Source organism: Pseudomonas synxantha BG33R, assembly GCF_000263715.2.
Taxonomy (GTDB): Bacteria; Pseudomonadota; Gammaproteobacteria; order Pseudomonadales; family Pseudomonadaceae; genus Aquipseudomonas; species Aquipseudomonas synxantha_A.
On the sequence record NZ_CM001514.1, the window covers coordinates 2,199,445 to 2,214,730 of the forward strand.

The following is a 15,286-nucleotide window of genomic DNA, read 5'->3' on the forward strand; positions in this document are numbered from 1 at the left end:
ATTTGCCTGCCAGCGAAAAAAGCTTTTTTTTGACAGAAGCAGGGCGGGGGAAGGGGGGTTGTCGAACCAGGGCCGGCTTGCCGGCTCTGGTGCAAGGACTGCTGATGTTTAGAAGTTGCCTTTGAGGCTCAGCGTAAGGTTGCGCGGCTCTCCATAAAGATTACCCCAGCCTGAGGTACCCACGGTCTGGTAGTAGTTTTTATCGAACAGGTTGTTGCCGTTGAGCGCCACAGTCCAGGTGTCGTCCACCTGATACGCAATGCGCGCATTCCACAACGCATACCCGGCCTGTTCCAGTTTGATGGTTTGCAACCGGTAATTGCTGCTTTGGGCGTTGACCCCGGCGCCGACTGTCCATTTTGACAGTGCACCGTCCAACTGGTAGTCGCCCCACAAACGCAGCATATGCCTTGGTACGTAGGTGTTGGACACCGCGCCTTCGGCTGCGCTGTCGATGTTCTTCAGGTTCTTGGTTTGCGTGTAGGTGTAGCCGCCAAACACTTGCAGGCGTTCAAGCAATTCGCCGCTCAGCTCGGCCTCGACCCCTTGGGCGCGAACTTTGCCCGTGTCGGTGTAGCAGTAGCCGTCGGAGGAGCTGCCGCAGCGGGTCTCGAAATCGGTTTGGGCGGCGTTTTTTTCGATGGCGCGAAACAGCGCCAGGGAGCTGTTGAGGCGCCCGTCAAACCATTCGCCCTTGATACCCAGCTCGTAGTTCTCACCCATTTTCGGCTTGAGCGCCGAACCGCTGACCGTGGCGTAGGAGCTTTGTGGCTGGAAGATATCGGCGTAGCTGGCGTACACCGAAAGGTTGTCATTGAGGTCGTAGATCAGCGCGGCAAACGGCGTGACCACGCCGGTTTCCTTGGTGCGTGCATCCTGGTCGGCCCACTCGCCCCAGGCCAGGTTCAAGGACTCACGGCGGTTTTCATACCAACTGACGCGACTGCCCAGAACCAGCATCAACGGTTCGGCCAGACGCAGGCGCAAGGTGGCGTAGGCGCCGTATTGGGTGGCGGTTTCCTTGACCGTGCCGCCACGGTACATGTTGGGCCAGAAGGTATCGTCGGCAGGTTCCGGGAAGTGGTGGTTGGGGTTGAAAACGCTTTGGCGCTGGGGCAGGTTGCGGATCGCGTAGACATCGTCCTGGGTGCCACGACTGCCATTGGCGCCGAGGATCAACTCATGTTGCAGGCCAAACGCTTCGAATTGACCATCAATGTAGGCATCCAGGCCGTAGTCCTTGTGATCGTAATCCAGCAGCGCGGCGTAGCTGGTGAGCGTAGGGGCCGGGTTGCCATAGTCCACGGTGCTTTCGCTGGCGGCGTATTTGATGTCTTGCAGGTTGCGGCTATGCACGGCGCTGACTTTGAGCTTCCAGTCGTCGTTGAAGTGATGGGTCAGATCGGCGAACAGCGTGGTGCGCTGGCTTTGCCAATCGTTCCAGGCCTGGCCCAGGCAGGTGGAGCGGCTCAGGCCGAGGCTTTTGCCGTCGCGGTAGCGCGGCAGGCCGCTCCAGCACGGTGTGGCGTCGACATCCTCATAGCTGGCGCCGAAGCCTAGGGTGGTGTCAGGGCTGACATCCATGTCCAGCGCCGCGTAAAACGCCTGGTCCTGGCGCTTGGCAAGGTCCATGTAGGAGCCACGATTCTGCTGGCTGACCGACGCACGGCCGCGCACCGTGCCGCTGTCGTTCAACGGGCCGCCGGTGTCGAGTTCGGCGTGGTAGTTATCCCAGGTGCCCGCCGACAGCCCGAGGCTGGTGGTCGGGGTGGCTTGGGGCCGCTTACGCACGAAGTTCACTGCACCGCTGGCGGTGCCGGCGCCCTTGAGCATACCGGCGGCGCCTTTTAGCACCTCTACCCGGTCATAAATCGCCATGTTCGCGCTGAAACTGTCGGCCTGTATGTAGTCCTTGCCGATGTCCAGCGGCACACCATCGAACTGGTACTGACCGAGCATCTTGAAGCCCCGGGAGTAAAAATACTTGCCGCCCATGGGCGACTCGTAGCTGGTGATCCCTGGCGTGCGCTCCAGCAATTGGTCGATGGTGGTGATGTTCTGGTCATCCATCAGCTTGCGGGTCATCACGCTCACCGATTGCGGCGTGCGTCGCAGGCTATGTTCGCCCTTGCCGATGGTCACCGCACCGGTGGTGTAGGAACCGCTGCCTTCGGTGGTGGCGCCCAGACGATCACCAGTGATGGTGGTGGCGCCCAGGCTCAGCGCCGAGCCGGCTTGCTGCTGAGGTAGCAGTAACCAGGCGTTCTGGCCCTGGCTTTGCGCCTGCAAACCCTGGCCCTGAAGCAACTGACTCAGGGCCTGTTGTGGGGCCAGGGTGCCGCTCAGCCCCGGGCTGCTTTTGCCGGCCACGCTGCCCGCGTCATACGACAGGCTGATACCGGCCTGCCGCGCAAACTGATCAAGGGCGCCCGCCAGAGGCCCGGGCGCAATATTCCAGGCGCGGGCCTGGCGCTCGCTGCGGGGTTCCTGGGCTGTTGCGGTATACGGCAAAGCGCTGGCTGCCACGCACGCGCCAAGAAGAGTGGCATTGAGGGCGTGTCTGAGGGGGGAACGTTTGGAGGGGAACGCTTGCATGACCGCGGGATGCTCCTGAAGGAAGTGGACAACACCGGCCTGTTGATCGGCCTTTCCTTACAGGTCGAATGGCAATGAGAATTCACCTCATTTATTTTCGGTCGCTCAAACCCGAGCGGAGACGGTCACCCAATAGGGGCTGCGGTAGGTCACATTGATCGACAACGATTGCGCCACCAGCTTGAGTACCTGATCGGTGTCTTCCAGTTGATAGGTGCCCGAAACCCGCAGCCCCGCGACGGCTTCGCTGCAACGGAGCAAGCCGTTGCGGTAGCGGCCCAGTTCGGCCAGGAAGTCGTCAAGGCGCATATTGTGGGCGCTGATGACGCCGTCGCTCCAGGCCCAGGGATCCAGGCCATTGGTGGGAGAAGGGCGAATGCCGCTACGGTTGAACAGCACCTGTTCGCCCGGCTTGATCATTTGGCGTGCGCTGGCGTCATGGCTGTCGGCATACACCGCGACCGCACCCTGCTGCACAGCCAGCAGCGTACCTTGGGCTTCTTCACGTACCACAAAGCGCGTGCCGAGGGTGCGCAGGTAACCATCGCGGGTGTGCACCCAGAACGGACGGTTGTCAGCGCCGGTATTGACCAACACTTCACCCTGACGCAGGTTCACCAGACGCCGCTCGGCATTCAGGGTGATATCGATGGCACTGGCGCTGTTGAGCTGGACCTTGCTGCCATCGTTCAACACCACCCAGCGCCGCTCGCCGGTGGCGGTGCGATAGTCGGCCATCAGGGCGGGCAGGGGCGTGTAGTCGCGACCCAGCCAGGCCAACCCGGCGGCGCCGGCCAACAACCCCAGCAGCTTCAAGCCTTCACGCCGACTGATACGTTGGCGCGCGCCATCGAGGGCATGGCGACTGACATGCGCCGGCAGTTGGGTGAAGTCGTCATTCATGGTCGCCACGCGCTGCCACGCCAGTTGATGCGCGGCGCTGGTGTGCAGCCACTGTTCGAAGGCCGCCGTACTGGCGTCGTCAGCGGTGTTGAAGCGCAGCTTGATCATCCACTGGATGGCCTGGTCCACCAGGCGCGGATCAGCATTCGGCATAACGCAACCGATAACAAGCGTGCAGGGCCTTGGACAGATCGCGCTCCACCGTGGCCTTGGACACGCCCAGGCGCAGGGCGATTTGCGGGCAGGTCAGGCCGTCCAGTTGGGCCAACAGAAACGCCTCGCGCACCCGTGGCTTGAGCTGGTCGAGCAAACGGTCGATGCGCTCCAGGTTGTCGAGGATCAGCAGGCGGGTTTCTTCGCTCGGCACCTCGACTTGAGGAAAGTGCGCCAGGCTTTCCAGGTAGGCACGTTCCAGTTCGCGGCGTCGGTACTGGTCGATCATCAAACTGCGCGCGATGCTGCTCAAGTAAGCACGCGGCTGCTGCAAGGTCTGTTGCTTGCGCGCGTTGAGCAGGCGCACGAAGGTTTCCTGCGCCAGGTCAGCGGCGTGTTCACGGCAGCCGGTGCGTCGGCTCAACCAGCCGCGCAGCCAGGAATGGTGGGCTTGGTAAAGCTGGCCGATGGCGGCATGGTCCAGTGGGTGATCGCTCGACATGGTCATCCTGGCGCAGCAGGCTTAATTGATAATGTTTCGCATTCTAGACGTTGGTTGTGGCATTCAGCAATCACTGGTTCGCTGCGTCAGTAATGTATCCAGCACAATTTTTTGTAGAGCCTGCGAGCGCCGTGCTGACGCTGATCGCGAGTGTGTTTCACCTACTGCTGGGCATGTTTGGCGGGGCGCTCAGCCGCTTCTTCGCCAAACGCACCAAAAGCGCCTGGCTGCAGAAGTGGAGGTTGGCGGCAGTGTTGATGGCGCTGGCCGTGCGCTTGGCGGTGATGTCACGTCCTGCCTGACGACACGCGGGAAGCCAAGCAGGTTTCTGTGTGGCGAGGGAGCTTGCTCCCGTAACGGCCTGCCAGTCGATGCTCATTTACCTGACACCTCACAATCCAATTGTGGGAGCTGGCTTGCCTGCGATGGCGGCCTGACAGGCGATGCTTCTCTACCTGACACCCCGCGATCCAAATGTGGGAGCGGGCTTGCTCGCGAAGGCGGCCTGACAGCCGACACAGTCATACCGAGTACATATCCATTCCTGCGGTAACGGCCACTTAGGGTTCCGCCCTGACGGCGGCTCACTTTTGAAAAGCGCAAAAGTAAGCAAAACGCTCTTGCCCCACCACTCGGCACCTCGCCTGGGCTCGGTGTGCCCGTAATCCGCCAGCGTGGTTTAACGGGGCGCTTAAGATCAAGATCACAAGCAGATCGAGATCAAGAGCGGCTCGCTTCGCATCGTGGTTACTGTCGGCTACAACCGGACAGGCCGTTTACCCCCGAAAGAATCAAAAGAAGTTTCGTACAGCAGCCTAGGACTCACCTTGCGTCCAGGCGCTGAAGCCGGTTTTTTCCCACAACCCTTTAAGGTTGCTGCTAGAAACAGTCGTCACTAGTCTTGCCCAGTCGCTGCCAATTCAGCGACCGGACGTGAGAAATCCGAATTACTCCAGTAGTCCATTACTCTCAGGAACTACATCATGATCAAAGACATCTCCAATCCTCCTTCAGATTCAAACCTACTCTTCACCCTCCGTCCCAACCGCGACACAGAAACCCTGCTGGTCAATGCTTCCCAGGATCTGGAATCCATCAATGCCATAGCGGCGCACCTGGCCTTTGAGGTTGATGGCTCGCCACGGATGAACATTCACCCCAACCGCGCAGCCGCCCGCGCAACAATCTCCCCACGCACTCTGCGTGACTCCACCGTGCGCTTGTTGGCTTCCTCCAGTACATATCGGGGCGCAGTCTCCGGGCGGCCGGAGTCAAACGGTGGGGCCGGCGCATATTCGATTTGCAATTGCACCAGTTGCGCCGCCGCTTCGCTGTACAACTCTGCGGCCAGGGTCAGGGCAAAGTCGATGCCGGCGGTGATCCCGCCGCCGGTAAACAGGTTGCCGTCACGCACCACGCGCTCCTGCACGGGAATAGCACCGAGCGGGGCGAGCAGGTGGTGGTAGGCCCAGTGGGTCGTGGCCTTGCGACCGCGCAGCAACCCTGCCGCGCCCAATACCAATGAGCCGGTGCACACCGAGGTCATGTAGCGCACTGTCTGTGCCTGGGCCTTGAGAAAATCCAGGGTTTGCGGGTCTTCCATCAAAGGGCCCACACCGGCGCCACCGGGTACGCAGAGCACATCCAGGTTCGGGCAGTCGGCGTAAGTGATGGTCGGCGTGAACACCAGGCCAGTGCTGGAGGTGATCGGCGCGAGGTCTTTCCACACCAGGTGCAGCTTCACGTCTGGCAGCGAACCGAGGACATCATAGGGGCCGGTCAGGTCCAGTTGCTGGATGCCGGGGAACAACAGAAAGCCGATCTGCAAGGTCATGGTGCAAGCTCCGAAAGAAATGGACGACCTCACTGTAGAAGCCTAGGCTTTGGCGGGTACGCCATTGAACCCACTAATCACGCCAATCATGCCCAAGATTATTCATGTACTCGCTTTTGAAAATGCCCAGGTGCTCGATGTCACCGGGCCTCTGCAAGTGTTTGCGTCGGCTAATGACCTGTTGCGCCAACGTGGTTTACCGTTGCCCTACGCGGTGAACGTGATCGCCGCTCAGCCTGAACCGGTGAGGACTTCTGCCGGCCTGGCGCTGCTGGCTGAGCCGCTGCCCGCCATCGACGCGCCTTGCGACACCCTGGTGATCGCCGGTGGCTGGGGCGTGTACGCTGCCGCCGAAGACGCGACACTGGTGCAATGGGTGCGCGATAAATCCCGGCACACCCGGCGCATGGCTTCGGTGTGCACCGGGGCCTTTCTGCTGGCCGCCAGTGGTTTGCTCGATGGTTGCCGAGTGGCCACGCACTGGACGCGGTGTGAAGAACTGGCGCGCAAGTTTCCCGCACTCACGGTGGAGGCCAATCCGATTTTCATCCAGCAGGGCGCCGTGTGGACGTCTGCTGGTGTGACCGCCGGGATCGACCTGTGCCTGGCCCTGGTAGAGGATGACCTGGGTCGCGCCATTGCCTTGGAAGTGGCGCGCCACTTGGTGGTCTTTCTCAAGCGCCCTGGCGGTCAGTCGCAATTTAGCGTGACGTTATCCCTGCAAAAGAGCGACAGCCGCTTTGCCGACCTGCACGCTTGGATCGCCGACCATCTGACGCTGGATCTGAACATCGCCACCCTTGCGGCCCAGGCTGGCATGAGCGAGCGTAGCTTTGTGCGCCATTACCGCGCCGAGACCGGCCAGACCCCGGCCCGGGCCGTGGAACTGATCCGTGTCGAAACTGCGCGCCGGCAATTGGCAGACAGCACGACCTCCATCAAACGTATCGCCATGCAGTGCGGTTTTGGCTGTGAAGAGACTTTGCGCCGCAGCTTTGTGCGGGCCTTGTCAGTGACGCCTCAAGCTTACCGGGAGCGTTTTTCAGCGCTCCAGTAGTTCCAGCAATGCTTCAAGCGTGACCAGGGGCGCTTCCTGGAAAACATTATGACCAATGCCTGGCAAAACCTGCCGGCGATAAAAACCGCTGAAGTGCTCCACATCGTCATCCTCAAGTGGCGGCGGGCCCACACCGTCGTCGGCCCCGCATAACGAAATGCTGGGCACCGTTATCGCCGGTTGGGGCACCAGCGCCTGTTCGATGTACTCCAACGCGGGATCACCCGGCGCATACATGAAACGATGGCGGTAAGAGTGGATCACCACCGCGACAAAGTCCGGGTTATCAAATGACGGCGCAGTCTTGCCATACAGACTTGGCCCTTCACGCCAGGTCGGCGACCAAAGCCGCCATAACAACTCACACAGCTCTCGTCGATTGGCGGTCAAACCGTCGACCCCACGCTGGGTGTGGAAGTAATACTGGTACCACAATCGATGCTCGGTTTCCGGTGCCCGAGGCTCAAGGGACTTGGCGATGTCCTGGATGTTGTAACCGTCCCCCGTCACCAAGCCGCGTACCCGCTCGGGCCATAGCGCCGCGACAATACACGCCGCGCGCCCACCCCAGTCATACCCGGCGAGCGTGGCCTGCTTAATGGACAGCGCATCCATGAAATCCAGCAGGTCCTTGGCCAACGCCGCCTGTTGGCCGGAGCGCATGACCTGGTCGTTGATAAACCGCGTCGGGCCATAACCGCGCAAATACGGGACCAACACCCGATAACCACGCTCGGCCAGCACCGGCGCGATTTCGTCATAACTGCGAGGGTCATAAGGGAATCCATGCAGCAGGATCACCGGCTCGCCCGCGATGGGGCCGTGCGTCTCATAAGCCACGTCTAGCATGGACGTGCGCACATACAACAGCGGGGCAGGGGTCGTCAGGGTTGCCATACAGTCTTCTCCCCACTGAGTTTGCGGTCCAGGAAGGTTGCCGCACTGATCAATGCCAAGTGGCTCAACGCCTGAGGTGTGTTGCCCAAGTGCCGAGCCTGGCTGTCGAATTCTTCGGCGTACAGCCCCAGCGGGTTGGCGTAGCGCAGCAGCTGTTCGAATTCCAGGTGGGCCTTTTCCACTTGTCCGGCGCGGGCCAGGCATTCCACGTACCAGAACGAGCAGGCAGCAAATGCGCCTTCTGTGCCTTGCAGCCCATCGATCTGGCTGTCGTCATTGCGGTAGCGGTAGACCATGCCGTCGCGCACCAGGCTTTTCTGGATCGCTTCCAGCGTCGCCAGCCAGCGCGGGTCGGTGGCCGCAACGAAGCGCACCAGCGGCATCAACAGCATCGAGCCGTCCAGCGCCGTACTGCCGATATGCTGGACGAAATGCCCGCGTTCTTCGTTCCAGAAGTTGCTCCAGATGTCGGCGTAGATAGCCTGGCGTGTCTGGTCCCAGCGCGCGAACGGGGCGGGCAGCGAGCGTTTGGAGGCGAGGCGAATAGCTCGGTCCAAAGCCACCCAGCACATCAGGCGCGAGTGCAAAAAGTGGTGTTGCTCGCCGCGCATTTCCCAGATACCTACGTCTTTGCGGTTCCAGATCTCACACACTTGGTCGACCACTTCCACCGTATGTTTCCAGCCTTCGTGGGAAATGGCTTCGCCGTACTTGTTGACCAGATACACCGCGTCCATCAATTCGCCGTAGATATCCAGCTGGATCTGGTCGAACGCTTCGTTGCCCACGCGCACCGGTTGGGCGTCGCCGTGGCCGCGCAAATGATCGAGGGTGGTTTCCGGCAACTCCTGGCGACCGTCGATGCCGTAGAGAATATTGATTTTGGTCGGCTGGCCGCAGCAGTCGCTGACTCTGCCTTTGAGCCAGCGCATATAGGCGTTGGCTTCCTCGACAAACCCCAGGCGCATGAACGCGTAGACGGTAAACGACGCATCGCGTATCCAGGTATAGCGGTAATCCCAGTTGCGCTCGCCGCCGGGGCTTTCCGGCAGGCCGAAGGTGGCGGCGGCGATGATTGCGCCGTGCTTGCGCGAGGTCAAAAGCTTCAACGCCAAGGCCGAGCGGTTGACCATTTCGCGCCAGCGCCCACGGTAATTGGACTGGGAGATCCAGCCGCGCCAGAACTTGAGGGTGCGTTCCAGGTACAGGTCCGTGCAGTCGTTGACCACCCGCGGATCATCCTGGCCGCCGAGCACAAATTCAGCGCCCTCGTCCTGGGCCAGGGTGAAGCGGGATACGACGGCATTTTCTTCGAGGGTCAGCGGGTGGCTGCCTACCAGGCGCAGGCCGGGCTGACCGTCGGCGCTGAACAGCACGCCGCTGTCATCGGCTGTGGTGTGGGTCTTGGCACGGGCGTAGTCGTGGCGCACGGCGCAACGCAGGTGCAGAGTTGCCTGGCCACTGACTACCCGTACGCGGCGAATCAGCAGCGGCAAATCGTCAACGTCTTCGCTGACGGCCAGCAGATCGGTGATTTCCACCACTGCCTCGTCACTCAGCCAGCGTGTTTGCAGCACGTTGGTGTCAGGCAGGTAGATCTGCTCGCGGCGGGCGTTGGGCAGGTCCGGGGTAAGTTGGAAGGTGCCGGCGTCGGGCGTGTCGAGCAGTGCGCAGAAGATCGACGGGCTGTCGAATTCCGGCCAGCAGAAAAAATCGATGCTGCCACGGTCGTTTACCAGTGCGGCACTGCGCATGTCGCCGATGATGCCATGGGCATCGATGGCGCTTTGGGGTTCTTTTTTCAGATCAACCATTGCCGCGAAACTCCGGATAAAGGCTCATGCCGCCATCGATGAACAACGTACTGCCGACCACGTAATCAGAAGCATCACTGGCCAGCCACACCACTGCATTGGCCACATCTTCTACATCGCCGACACGACCGTAAGGAATCAATTTGAGCAACTCTTTCTCCGCAGCGCCTTCAGTGGCTGCGCGGTTGATTGCTGTGCGAATCGCCCCAGGCGCAATGCCATTGATGCGGATGCGTTGCTCGCTGACTTCCTGGGCGAGGGTGCGCATCAGCATCTCAACGCCGCCCTTGGACGCTGCATAATTCACATGCCCGGCCCACGGAATGACTTGATGCACCGAACTCATATGGATGATTTTGCCGGCCGCTCGTGACACGCCCTCGCGAACGCCCTGACGATTGAAGATACGCACCGCCGCTCGGGCACAGAGGAACTGCCCGGTGAGGTTGACACCGATCACGGTGTTCCAGTCCTCGAGGCTCATGTCGACCAGGTTGGCGTCTTTTTGCAGGCCGGAGTTGGCCACCAGAATATCCAGGTGGCCGAAGGCATCGAGGGTCTGTGCGAACAGGCGCTCGACATCGGCCTCCTTGGACACATCGCCACCGATGGCAAGCGCCCGACCGCCGTTGGCATTGATCTGTGCGGCAAGGGCCTCGGCGGGGGCCGCCTGGGAGTTGTAGTTAAGCACTACCGCCGCGCCCGCGTCGGCCAGGGCTTTGGCTGCGCCAGCACCGATGCCGGAACTGGCGCCGGTGACCAGAGCTACTTGTTGCTGCAAGGAAATCTGCATCGCCCACCCACTGTGTTTATCAGAGTCCTTTCAGCTGACTGACGGCGTAGAGCGGAAGTTCACCGCGCGGTTTGTACGCTCAGGCCGTGGGCCGCAGGTGTAGCGCCGGGGCGCAAGGCAAAGGTTTATCGTAATATGCTGAAAACAAAAGATAAGGGATGGAGCAAAGGAATGTGTATGTCGACACGCACCTCAAGGATGAAACGTTTACTCATTGGCTTATCAGCCGTTTTACCACTGGCTCAGACATCACTGGCCGTTGCGGAAAACAGCAACGGAAAAACGCTCTATCTACAGCGATGCGCCGTGTGCCATGGCCCCGATATAAAGGCCTCCGGGCCATTGGCTAAAAAAAGCAATCCCCCCACGCCCGACCTTACAACCGCCGCGTTCAAACAACGGCTGCATGATTATCCGGGCGTGATCGTGTCGTCGATAATACTTCGCCCAAATGGCAACCTGATTCCAAAGACGTTGAAGGACAACGGTGTGAAGATAGCGCCGCACGCGTGGAGCGTTCAGGATTTCCGCGATCTGCATCAATACATGAGTAGTGTGATTTCAAAAAGTTGAGGGGTTTGAGTGCGGCGGGCGTACCGCCGATGGACAGCAATTGCCCTGCTTAATAGGAAACATTACTATTCACGCCCCGCCTCCTCAGTGCCTTCGCGATGATTCCTCAGCCGCCCCGCAGAACAGGCTTTTTCGAGCACTACGAAGAGTTGATCGGCACGTGGACGCGCCGCTTGAGGAGCCGTCAGCAAGCCGAGGACCTGACCCACGACACTTTTGTGCGAGTGCTCGAGTCCCACGCCAGCGAGGTTGCACAACCACGCGCCTACCTGCATCAAACCGCGCGCAATATCGCGGTGGACGCCTACCGGCGCGAAGAACGTCGCGAGGCGTTGATGTTGCAGGCCGCTGATCACGCCCCCCACAGCGGTGATCCGGAGCATTACATGCACGCGATTCAGTTGGCTGACTCCATCGAGCGGGCCCTGGTCGAGTTGCCGCTCAACTGTCGCAAGATTTTTATCTGGCAGAAAATCGAGGGGCTCACCCAGCAGGAAATCGCCGTGCGCCTGGGGCTGTCTAAAAACATGGTGGAGAAGTATATGATCCGCACCCTGCGGCATCTGCGTGACCGCCTGGATGCAATGGCGCCATGACCCGCATTGAAACAGGATCTTCCACGATGGATAAGCGTGTCCGTGACGAAGCGGCACAATGGTTTGTGCGCCTGCAAGACGGCCCGTTGAACGCCGAAGAACGGCGACGTTTCGAGGCCTGGCGTGCCGAGCAGCCCGAACACCAATATGAATTCGATGTGCTGCAAGGGCTGTGGAGCGCCACCGATCTGCTGCCCCAACCCCGTTTGCAGGCTTTGTGCGATGCGCCGGCCGAGCGCCCCAGAGGTGGCGCGGTGCTGCGTTATGCGGTAGCGGCCGGTGTGGTTGCCATTGCCGTGGGCCTGGGTTTGTTCAGCGGGCTGGGCCAGTCCAAGCCGTACAGCGCCGAGTTCACTACCCGGGTGGGCGAGCAGCGCCAGGTGGCCTTGCCCGACGGTTCTGTGATGGACCTCAACAGCCGCAGTGTGGTTGCGGTTCACTACGAAAAAGGTCGGCGGGGCATTGAGCTCAAGCAGGGTGAGGCGATGTTCAGTGTCGAGCACGACGTCAGTCGCCCGTTCGTGGTGGCCGCCGGGGCAGGGCAGGTGACGGTCACCGGCACACGCTTCGATGTGCGTCGCGATGACGACCGCACCCGCGTGGTGGTCGAGACCGGCACCGTCAAGGTGCAGGGACGAGCGTCGGCTCAAGTCGTGACGCTCACCGCCGGCCGGGGCACTCATGTCGATACTCAGGGCGAAGTGGCTGCGGCCTACGCCGTAAACCCTGAAGAGCTGACCGCATGGCGCACCGGCAAACTGGTGTTCAACAACGCTAGCCTGGCCGAAGTGGCGCGGGAAGTGTCGCGCTATCGCGAGCAACCGTTGCGCGTCACCACGGCAGCGGTGGGCAACCTGCGTCTGACCAGCGTGTTCAACGCCAGTGACACCGAAGCCTTGCTCAAAGCCTTGCCACATATTCTGCCGGTTGCCTTGCGCACCTTGCCGGACGGCAGCCAGGAAATTATTTCACGCTGACATTCAGGTTTTTTTCGCGTTATTCGTCTTCTCCTGCAACTGCAACTGGTTTGCATTAACAGCCGCACACTTTTGCGATCACAGGACTAGGTTCGACGTGAAAAAACTCGCCCTCCACAACAATAAAATCTCCCGCTGGGCGCCTCTCGCCCTGGCTATTGCAGTCAGCATCGCGCTGCCTGCCGCACAGGCTGGCGAAGGCATTCATATTCGCGCCCAGCCCCTGGGCGCAGCCTTGAGCCAACTGGGCCAGCAGACCTCCCTGCAAGTGTTCTTCAGCCCCGACATGGTCGCCGGCAAGCAAGCCCCAGCAGTGGATGGCAACCTCTCGCCTGAACAAGCCCTGCGCCAATTGTTGCAAGGCAGTGGGCTGGATTACCAGATCGACGCAGGCTCCGTAACCTTGCGCACGCTGAGCGCCGGCACTGGCGAAGCTGGCTCGCCGCTGGAACTGGGCGTCACCGACATCAAGGTGGTGGGCGACTGGCTCGGCGATGCCGATGCCGCCGTGGTGCAAAACCATGCGGGTGCACGCACTGTGGTGCGCCGCGAAGCCATGGTGGAGCAGGGCGCGATGAACGTCGGTGACGTATTGCGCCGCGTGCCTGGCGTGCAGGTACAGGAATCCAACGGCACCGGGGGCAGCGATATTTCCCTCAACGTCGGTGTACGCGGCTTGACCTCACGCCTGTCGCCACGCTCGACCGTGCTGATTGACGGCGTACCGGCAGCCTTCGCCCCGTACGGCCAACCGCAACTGTCGATGGCGCCCATTTCCGCCGGTAACCTGGACAGCATCGACGTCGTGCGTGGTGCCGGGTCCGTGCGCTATGGCCCACAGAACGTCGGCGGTGTGATCAATTTCGTGACCCGCGCCATCCCGGAAAAATTCTCCGGGGAAGTCGGCACCACCCTGCAAACGTCCGCCCACGGTGGCTGGAAGCACGTCGAAAATGCGTTTATCGGCGGCACCGCCGACAACGGCATCGGCGCCGCGTTGCTGTACTCCGGGGTCAATGGCAACGGCTATCGCAACAGCAACAATTCCAACGACATTGACGATGTAATCTTCAAGACCCACTGGGCGCCGACTGATCAAGATGACTTCTCGCTCAACTTCCACTATTACGATGCCAGCGCCGACATGCCCGGTGGCCTGACCCAGAAGCAGTTTGACGCCAACCCGTACCAGTCGGTGCGCGACTGGGACAACTTCAGCGGCCGCCGCAAGGACGTGTCCTTCAAGTACATCCGCCAGATCGACGACCGTACCCAGGCTGAAGTGCTGACCTACTATTCCGACAGCTTCCGAGGCAGCAACATCGCCAACCGCGATCTGAAAACCCTCAGTTCCTACCCACGCACCTACTACACCTTCGGCATCGAGCCACGGGTGTCTCATGTGTTCGATGTGGGCCCCAGCACGCAGGAAGTCAGCGTTGGCTACCGCTATTTGAAGGAAGGCATGCATGAGCAGGCCACCAGCTTGAACCTGGTCAACAACGTACCCACGCCAGGTGGGCAGAACGACGGCCACGTTTATCAAGACCGCACCGGCGGCACCGAAGCCAGCGCGTTCTACATCGACAACAAAATCGACATCGGCCAGTGGACCATCACGCCGGGCATCCGCTTTGAAGACATCCGCACCGAATGGCATGACCGCCCGGTCGTGGCCCTGAACGGCAAGCGTACCGAGGAAAAACGCCGCGAGATTCACAACAATGAACCGCTACCGGCCCTGAGCGTGATGTACCACGTCAGCGACGCATGGAAACTGTTCGCCAACTATGAAACCTCCTTCGGCAGCTTGCAGTATTTCCAGTTGGGGCAGGGCGGTACCGGCAACCAGACCGCCAACGGTCTGAACCCGGAAAAAGCCAAGACCTACGAGATCGGGACGCGCTACAACGACAGCATCTGGGGCGGCGAAGTGACGCTGTTCTACATCGACTTCTCGGATGAACTGCAATACGTCAGCAATGACGTAGGCTGGACCAACCTCGGCGCCACCAAGCACGCTGGTATCGAAGCGTCGGCCCACTACGACCTGTCCAATCTTGACCCGCGCCTCGACGGCCTGACCGCCAACGCCGGCTTTACCTACACCAAGGCCACCTCCGAGGGCGACGTACCGTTCAAGGGCCGCGATCTGCCGCTGTATTCCCGTGAAGTGGCGACCCTGGGCCTGCGTTACGATGTCAACCACTGGACGCACAACCTGGACGTCTATGCCCAGTCTGGCCAGCGTGCGCCAGGCACCGGCACCACCTATATCACTCAAGGCACCGCTGACGGCCAGTACGGTGATATTCCGGGCTATGTTTCGGTCAACGTGCGCAGCGGTTATGACTTCGGCGCGCAACTGTCGAACCTGAAACTTGGCGTGGGGGTGAAAAATCTCTTCGACCAGCAACATTACACGCGCTCCAGCGACAACAACGCCGGGATATACCTGGGCGAGCCACGCACGTTCTTCGTACAGGCAAGCGTTGGATTCTGATCTTCGATGGATGGCAAAAATCGCAGCCCAAGGGTTGCGATTTTTTTTGCCTGCGCCAGGCGTAACGCAAGCCTGCCTGATGTGTTTCC

The 15,286-nt window shown here is 60.8% G+C and carries 12 protein-coding genes and 2 pseudogenes; 7 read left to right on the forward strand and 7 right to left on the reverse strand.

Features of this window, described 5'->3' with window-relative positions; all coding sequences use genetic code 11:
* Positions 1 to 108: 108 nt before the first annotated feature.
* The 3 genes from PSEBG33_RS17135 to PSEBG33_RS17125 all read right to left on the reverse strand — a co-directional run bounded on the left by PSEBG33_RS17135 (position 109) and on the right by PSEBG33_RS17125 (position 4,153).
* Entirely contained in the window at positions 109 to 2,595 is a 2,487-nt protein-coding gene (locus tag PSEBG33_RS17135) for a TonB-dependent siderophore receptor (protein WP_005786810.1), read from the reverse strand.
* Between the two features lie 105 nt (positions 2,596 to 2,700).
* A complete protein-coding gene (locus tag PSEBG33_RS17130; protein ID WP_005786812.1) occupies positions 2,701 to 3,651 on the reverse strand; it encodes a FecR domain-containing protein in 951 nt (316 codons plus the stop codon).
* Entirely contained in the window at positions 3,638 to 4,153 is a 516-nt protein-coding gene (locus tag PSEBG33_RS17125) for a sigma-70 family RNA polymerase sigma factor (RefSeq protein WP_005786814.1), read from the reverse strand. Before PSEBG33_RS17125 ends, PSEBG33_RS17130 begins: the two co-directional genes overlap by 14 nt.
* Positions 4,154 to 4,284: 131 nt before the next feature.
* Between PSEBG33_RS17125 and PSEBG33_RS27135 the strand changes: the two are divergent.
* Positions 4,285 to 4,455 (forward strand): annotated as a pseudogene (locus PSEBG33_RS27135) (LysE family translocator); the annotation flags it as partial.
* A gap of 681 nt (positions 4,456 to 5,136) precedes the next feature.
* A pseudogene (locus PSEBG33_RS30100) lies at positions 5,137 to 5,298 on the forward strand (DUF6124 family protein); the annotation flags it as partial.
* Positions 5,299 to 5,306: 8 nt separating this feature from the next.
* Here the strand turns inward: PSEBG33_RS30100 and inhA are convergent.
* Entirely contained in the window at positions 5,307 to 5,987 is a 681-nt protein-coding gene (gene inhA, locus PSEBG33_RS17120; RefSeq protein WP_005786816.1) for an isonitrile hydratase, read from the reverse strand.
* Positions 5,988 to 6,075: 88 nt separating this feature from the next.
* Here inhA and PSEBG33_RS17115 point away from each other — a divergent pair, with 88 nt between their 5' ends.
* Complete coding sequence (locus tag PSEBG33_RS17115) at positions 6,076 to 7,044, forward strand: GlxA family transcriptional regulator (RefSeq protein WP_005786818.1); 969 nt, start codon at positions 6,076 to 6,078, stop codon at positions 7,042 to 7,044.
* Here PSEBG33_RS17115 and PSEBG33_RS17110 read toward each other — a convergent pair.
* From PSEBG33_RS17110 to PSEBG33_RS17100, 3 genes are read right to left on the reverse strand one after another with little or no spacing between them, the layout of a single operon-like run.
* Positions 7,030 to 7,941, reverse strand: a complete 912-nt coding sequence (locus tag PSEBG33_RS17110) for an alpha/beta fold hydrolase (protein ID WP_005786820.1) — start codon at positions 7,939 to 7,941, stop codon at positions 7,030 to 7,032. The genes PSEBG33_RS17115 and PSEBG33_RS17110 overlap by 15 nt on opposite strands.
* The gene (locus PSEBG33_RS17105) at positions 7,929 to 9,755 is read right to left on the reverse strand and encodes a glycoside hydrolase family 15 protein (protein WP_005786821.1); all 1,827 of its coding nucleotides are present in this window, start codon (positions 9,753 to 9,755) and stop codon (positions 7,929 to 7,931) included. Before PSEBG33_RS17105 ends, PSEBG33_RS17110 begins: the two co-directional genes overlap by 13 nt.
* A complete protein-coding gene (locus PSEBG33_RS17100; protein ID WP_005786823.1) occupies positions 9,748 to 10,548 on the reverse strand; it encodes a glucose 1-dehydrogenase in 801 nt (266 codons plus the stop codon). The genes PSEBG33_RS17105 and PSEBG33_RS17100 overlap by 8 nt, the downstream gene beginning before the upstream one ends.
* 198 nt (positions 10,549 to 10,746) lie before the next feature.
* On the opposite strand from PSEBG33_RS17100, the gene PSEBG33_RS27140 reads away from it, so the two are divergent.
* The 4 genes from PSEBG33_RS27140 to PSEBG33_RS17085 all read left to right on the forward strand — a co-directional run bounded on the left by PSEBG33_RS27140 (position 10,747) and on the right by PSEBG33_RS17085 (position 15,197).
* The gene (locus tag PSEBG33_RS27140; protein WP_087945280.1) at positions 10,747 to 11,121 is read left to right on the forward strand and encodes a c-type cytochrome; all 375 of its coding nucleotides are present in this window, start codon (positions 10,747 to 10,749) and stop codon (positions 11,119 to 11,121) included.
* Between the two features lie 98 nt (positions 11,122 to 11,219).
* A complete protein-coding gene (locus tag PSEBG33_RS17095; RefSeq protein WP_005786827.1) occupies positions 11,220 to 11,717 on the forward strand; it encodes a sigma-70 family RNA polymerase sigma factor in 498 nt (165 codons plus the stop codon).
* 26 nt (positions 11,718 to 11,743) lie between these two features.
* Positions 11,744 to 12,694, forward strand: a complete 951-nt coding sequence (locus PSEBG33_RS17090) for a FecR family protein (protein ID WP_032803401.1) — start codon at positions 11,744 to 11,746, stop codon at positions 12,692 to 12,694.
* 97 nt (positions 12,695 to 12,791) lie between these two features.
* Positions 12,792 to 15,197: a TonB-dependent siderophore receptor gene (locus tag PSEBG33_RS17085; protein ID WP_005786830.1), complete on the forward strand. Its 2,406-nt coding sequence runs from the start codon at positions 12,792 to 12,794 to the stop codon at positions 15,195 to 15,197.
* The last annotated feature ends 89 nt before the right edge of the window (positions 15,198 to 15,286 follow it).

What these genes read in the sequence shown, in the direction of transcription:
- PSEBG33_RS17135 (WP_005786810.1), bottom strand. Translation starts at nt 2,595, where the DNA reads ATGCAAGCGTTCCCCTCCAAACGTTCCCCCCTCAGACACGCCCTCAAT.
- PSEBG33_RS17130 (WP_005786812.1), bottom strand. Translation starts at nt 3,651, where the DNA reads ATGCCGAATGCTGATCCGCGCCTGGTGGACCAGGCCATCCAGTGGATG.
- PSEBG33_RS17125 (WP_005786814.1), bottom strand. Translation starts at nt 4,153, where the DNA reads ATGTCGAGCGATCACCCACTGGACCATGCCGCCATCGGCCAGCTTTAC.
- inhA (WP_005786816.1), bottom strand. Translation starts at nt 5,987, where the DNA reads ATGACCTTGCAGATCGGCTTTCTGTTGTTCCCCGGCATCCAGCAACTG.
- PSEBG33_RS17115 (WP_005786818.1), top strand. Translation starts at nt 6,076, where the DNA reads ATGCCCAAGATTATTCATGTACTCGCTTTTGAAAATGCCCAGGTGCTC.
- PSEBG33_RS17110 (WP_005786820.1), bottom strand. Translation starts at nt 7,941, where the DNA reads ATGGCAACCCTGACGACCCCTGCCCCGCTGTTGTATGTGCGCACGTCC.
- PSEBG33_RS17105 (WP_005786821.1), bottom strand. Translation starts at nt 9,755, where the DNA reads ATGGTTGATCTGAAAAAAGAACCCCAAAGCGCCATCGATGCCCATGGC.
- PSEBG33_RS17100 (WP_005786823.1), bottom strand. Translation starts at nt 10,548, where the DNA reads ATGCAGATTTCCTTGCAGCAACAAGTAGCTCTGGTCACCGGCGCCAGT.
- PSEBG33_RS27140 (WP_087945280.1), top strand. Translation starts at nt 10,747, where the DNA reads ATGAAACGTTTACTCATTGGCTTATCAGCCGTTTTACCACTGGCTCAG.
- PSEBG33_RS17095 (WP_005786827.1), top strand. Translation starts at nt 11,220, where the DNA reads ATGATTCCTCAGCCGCCCCGCAGAACAGGCTTTTTCGAGCACTACGAA.
- PSEBG33_RS17090 (WP_032803401.1), top strand. Translation starts at nt 11,744, where the DNA reads ATGGATAAGCGTGTCCGTGACGAAGCGGCACAATGGTTTGTGCGCCTG.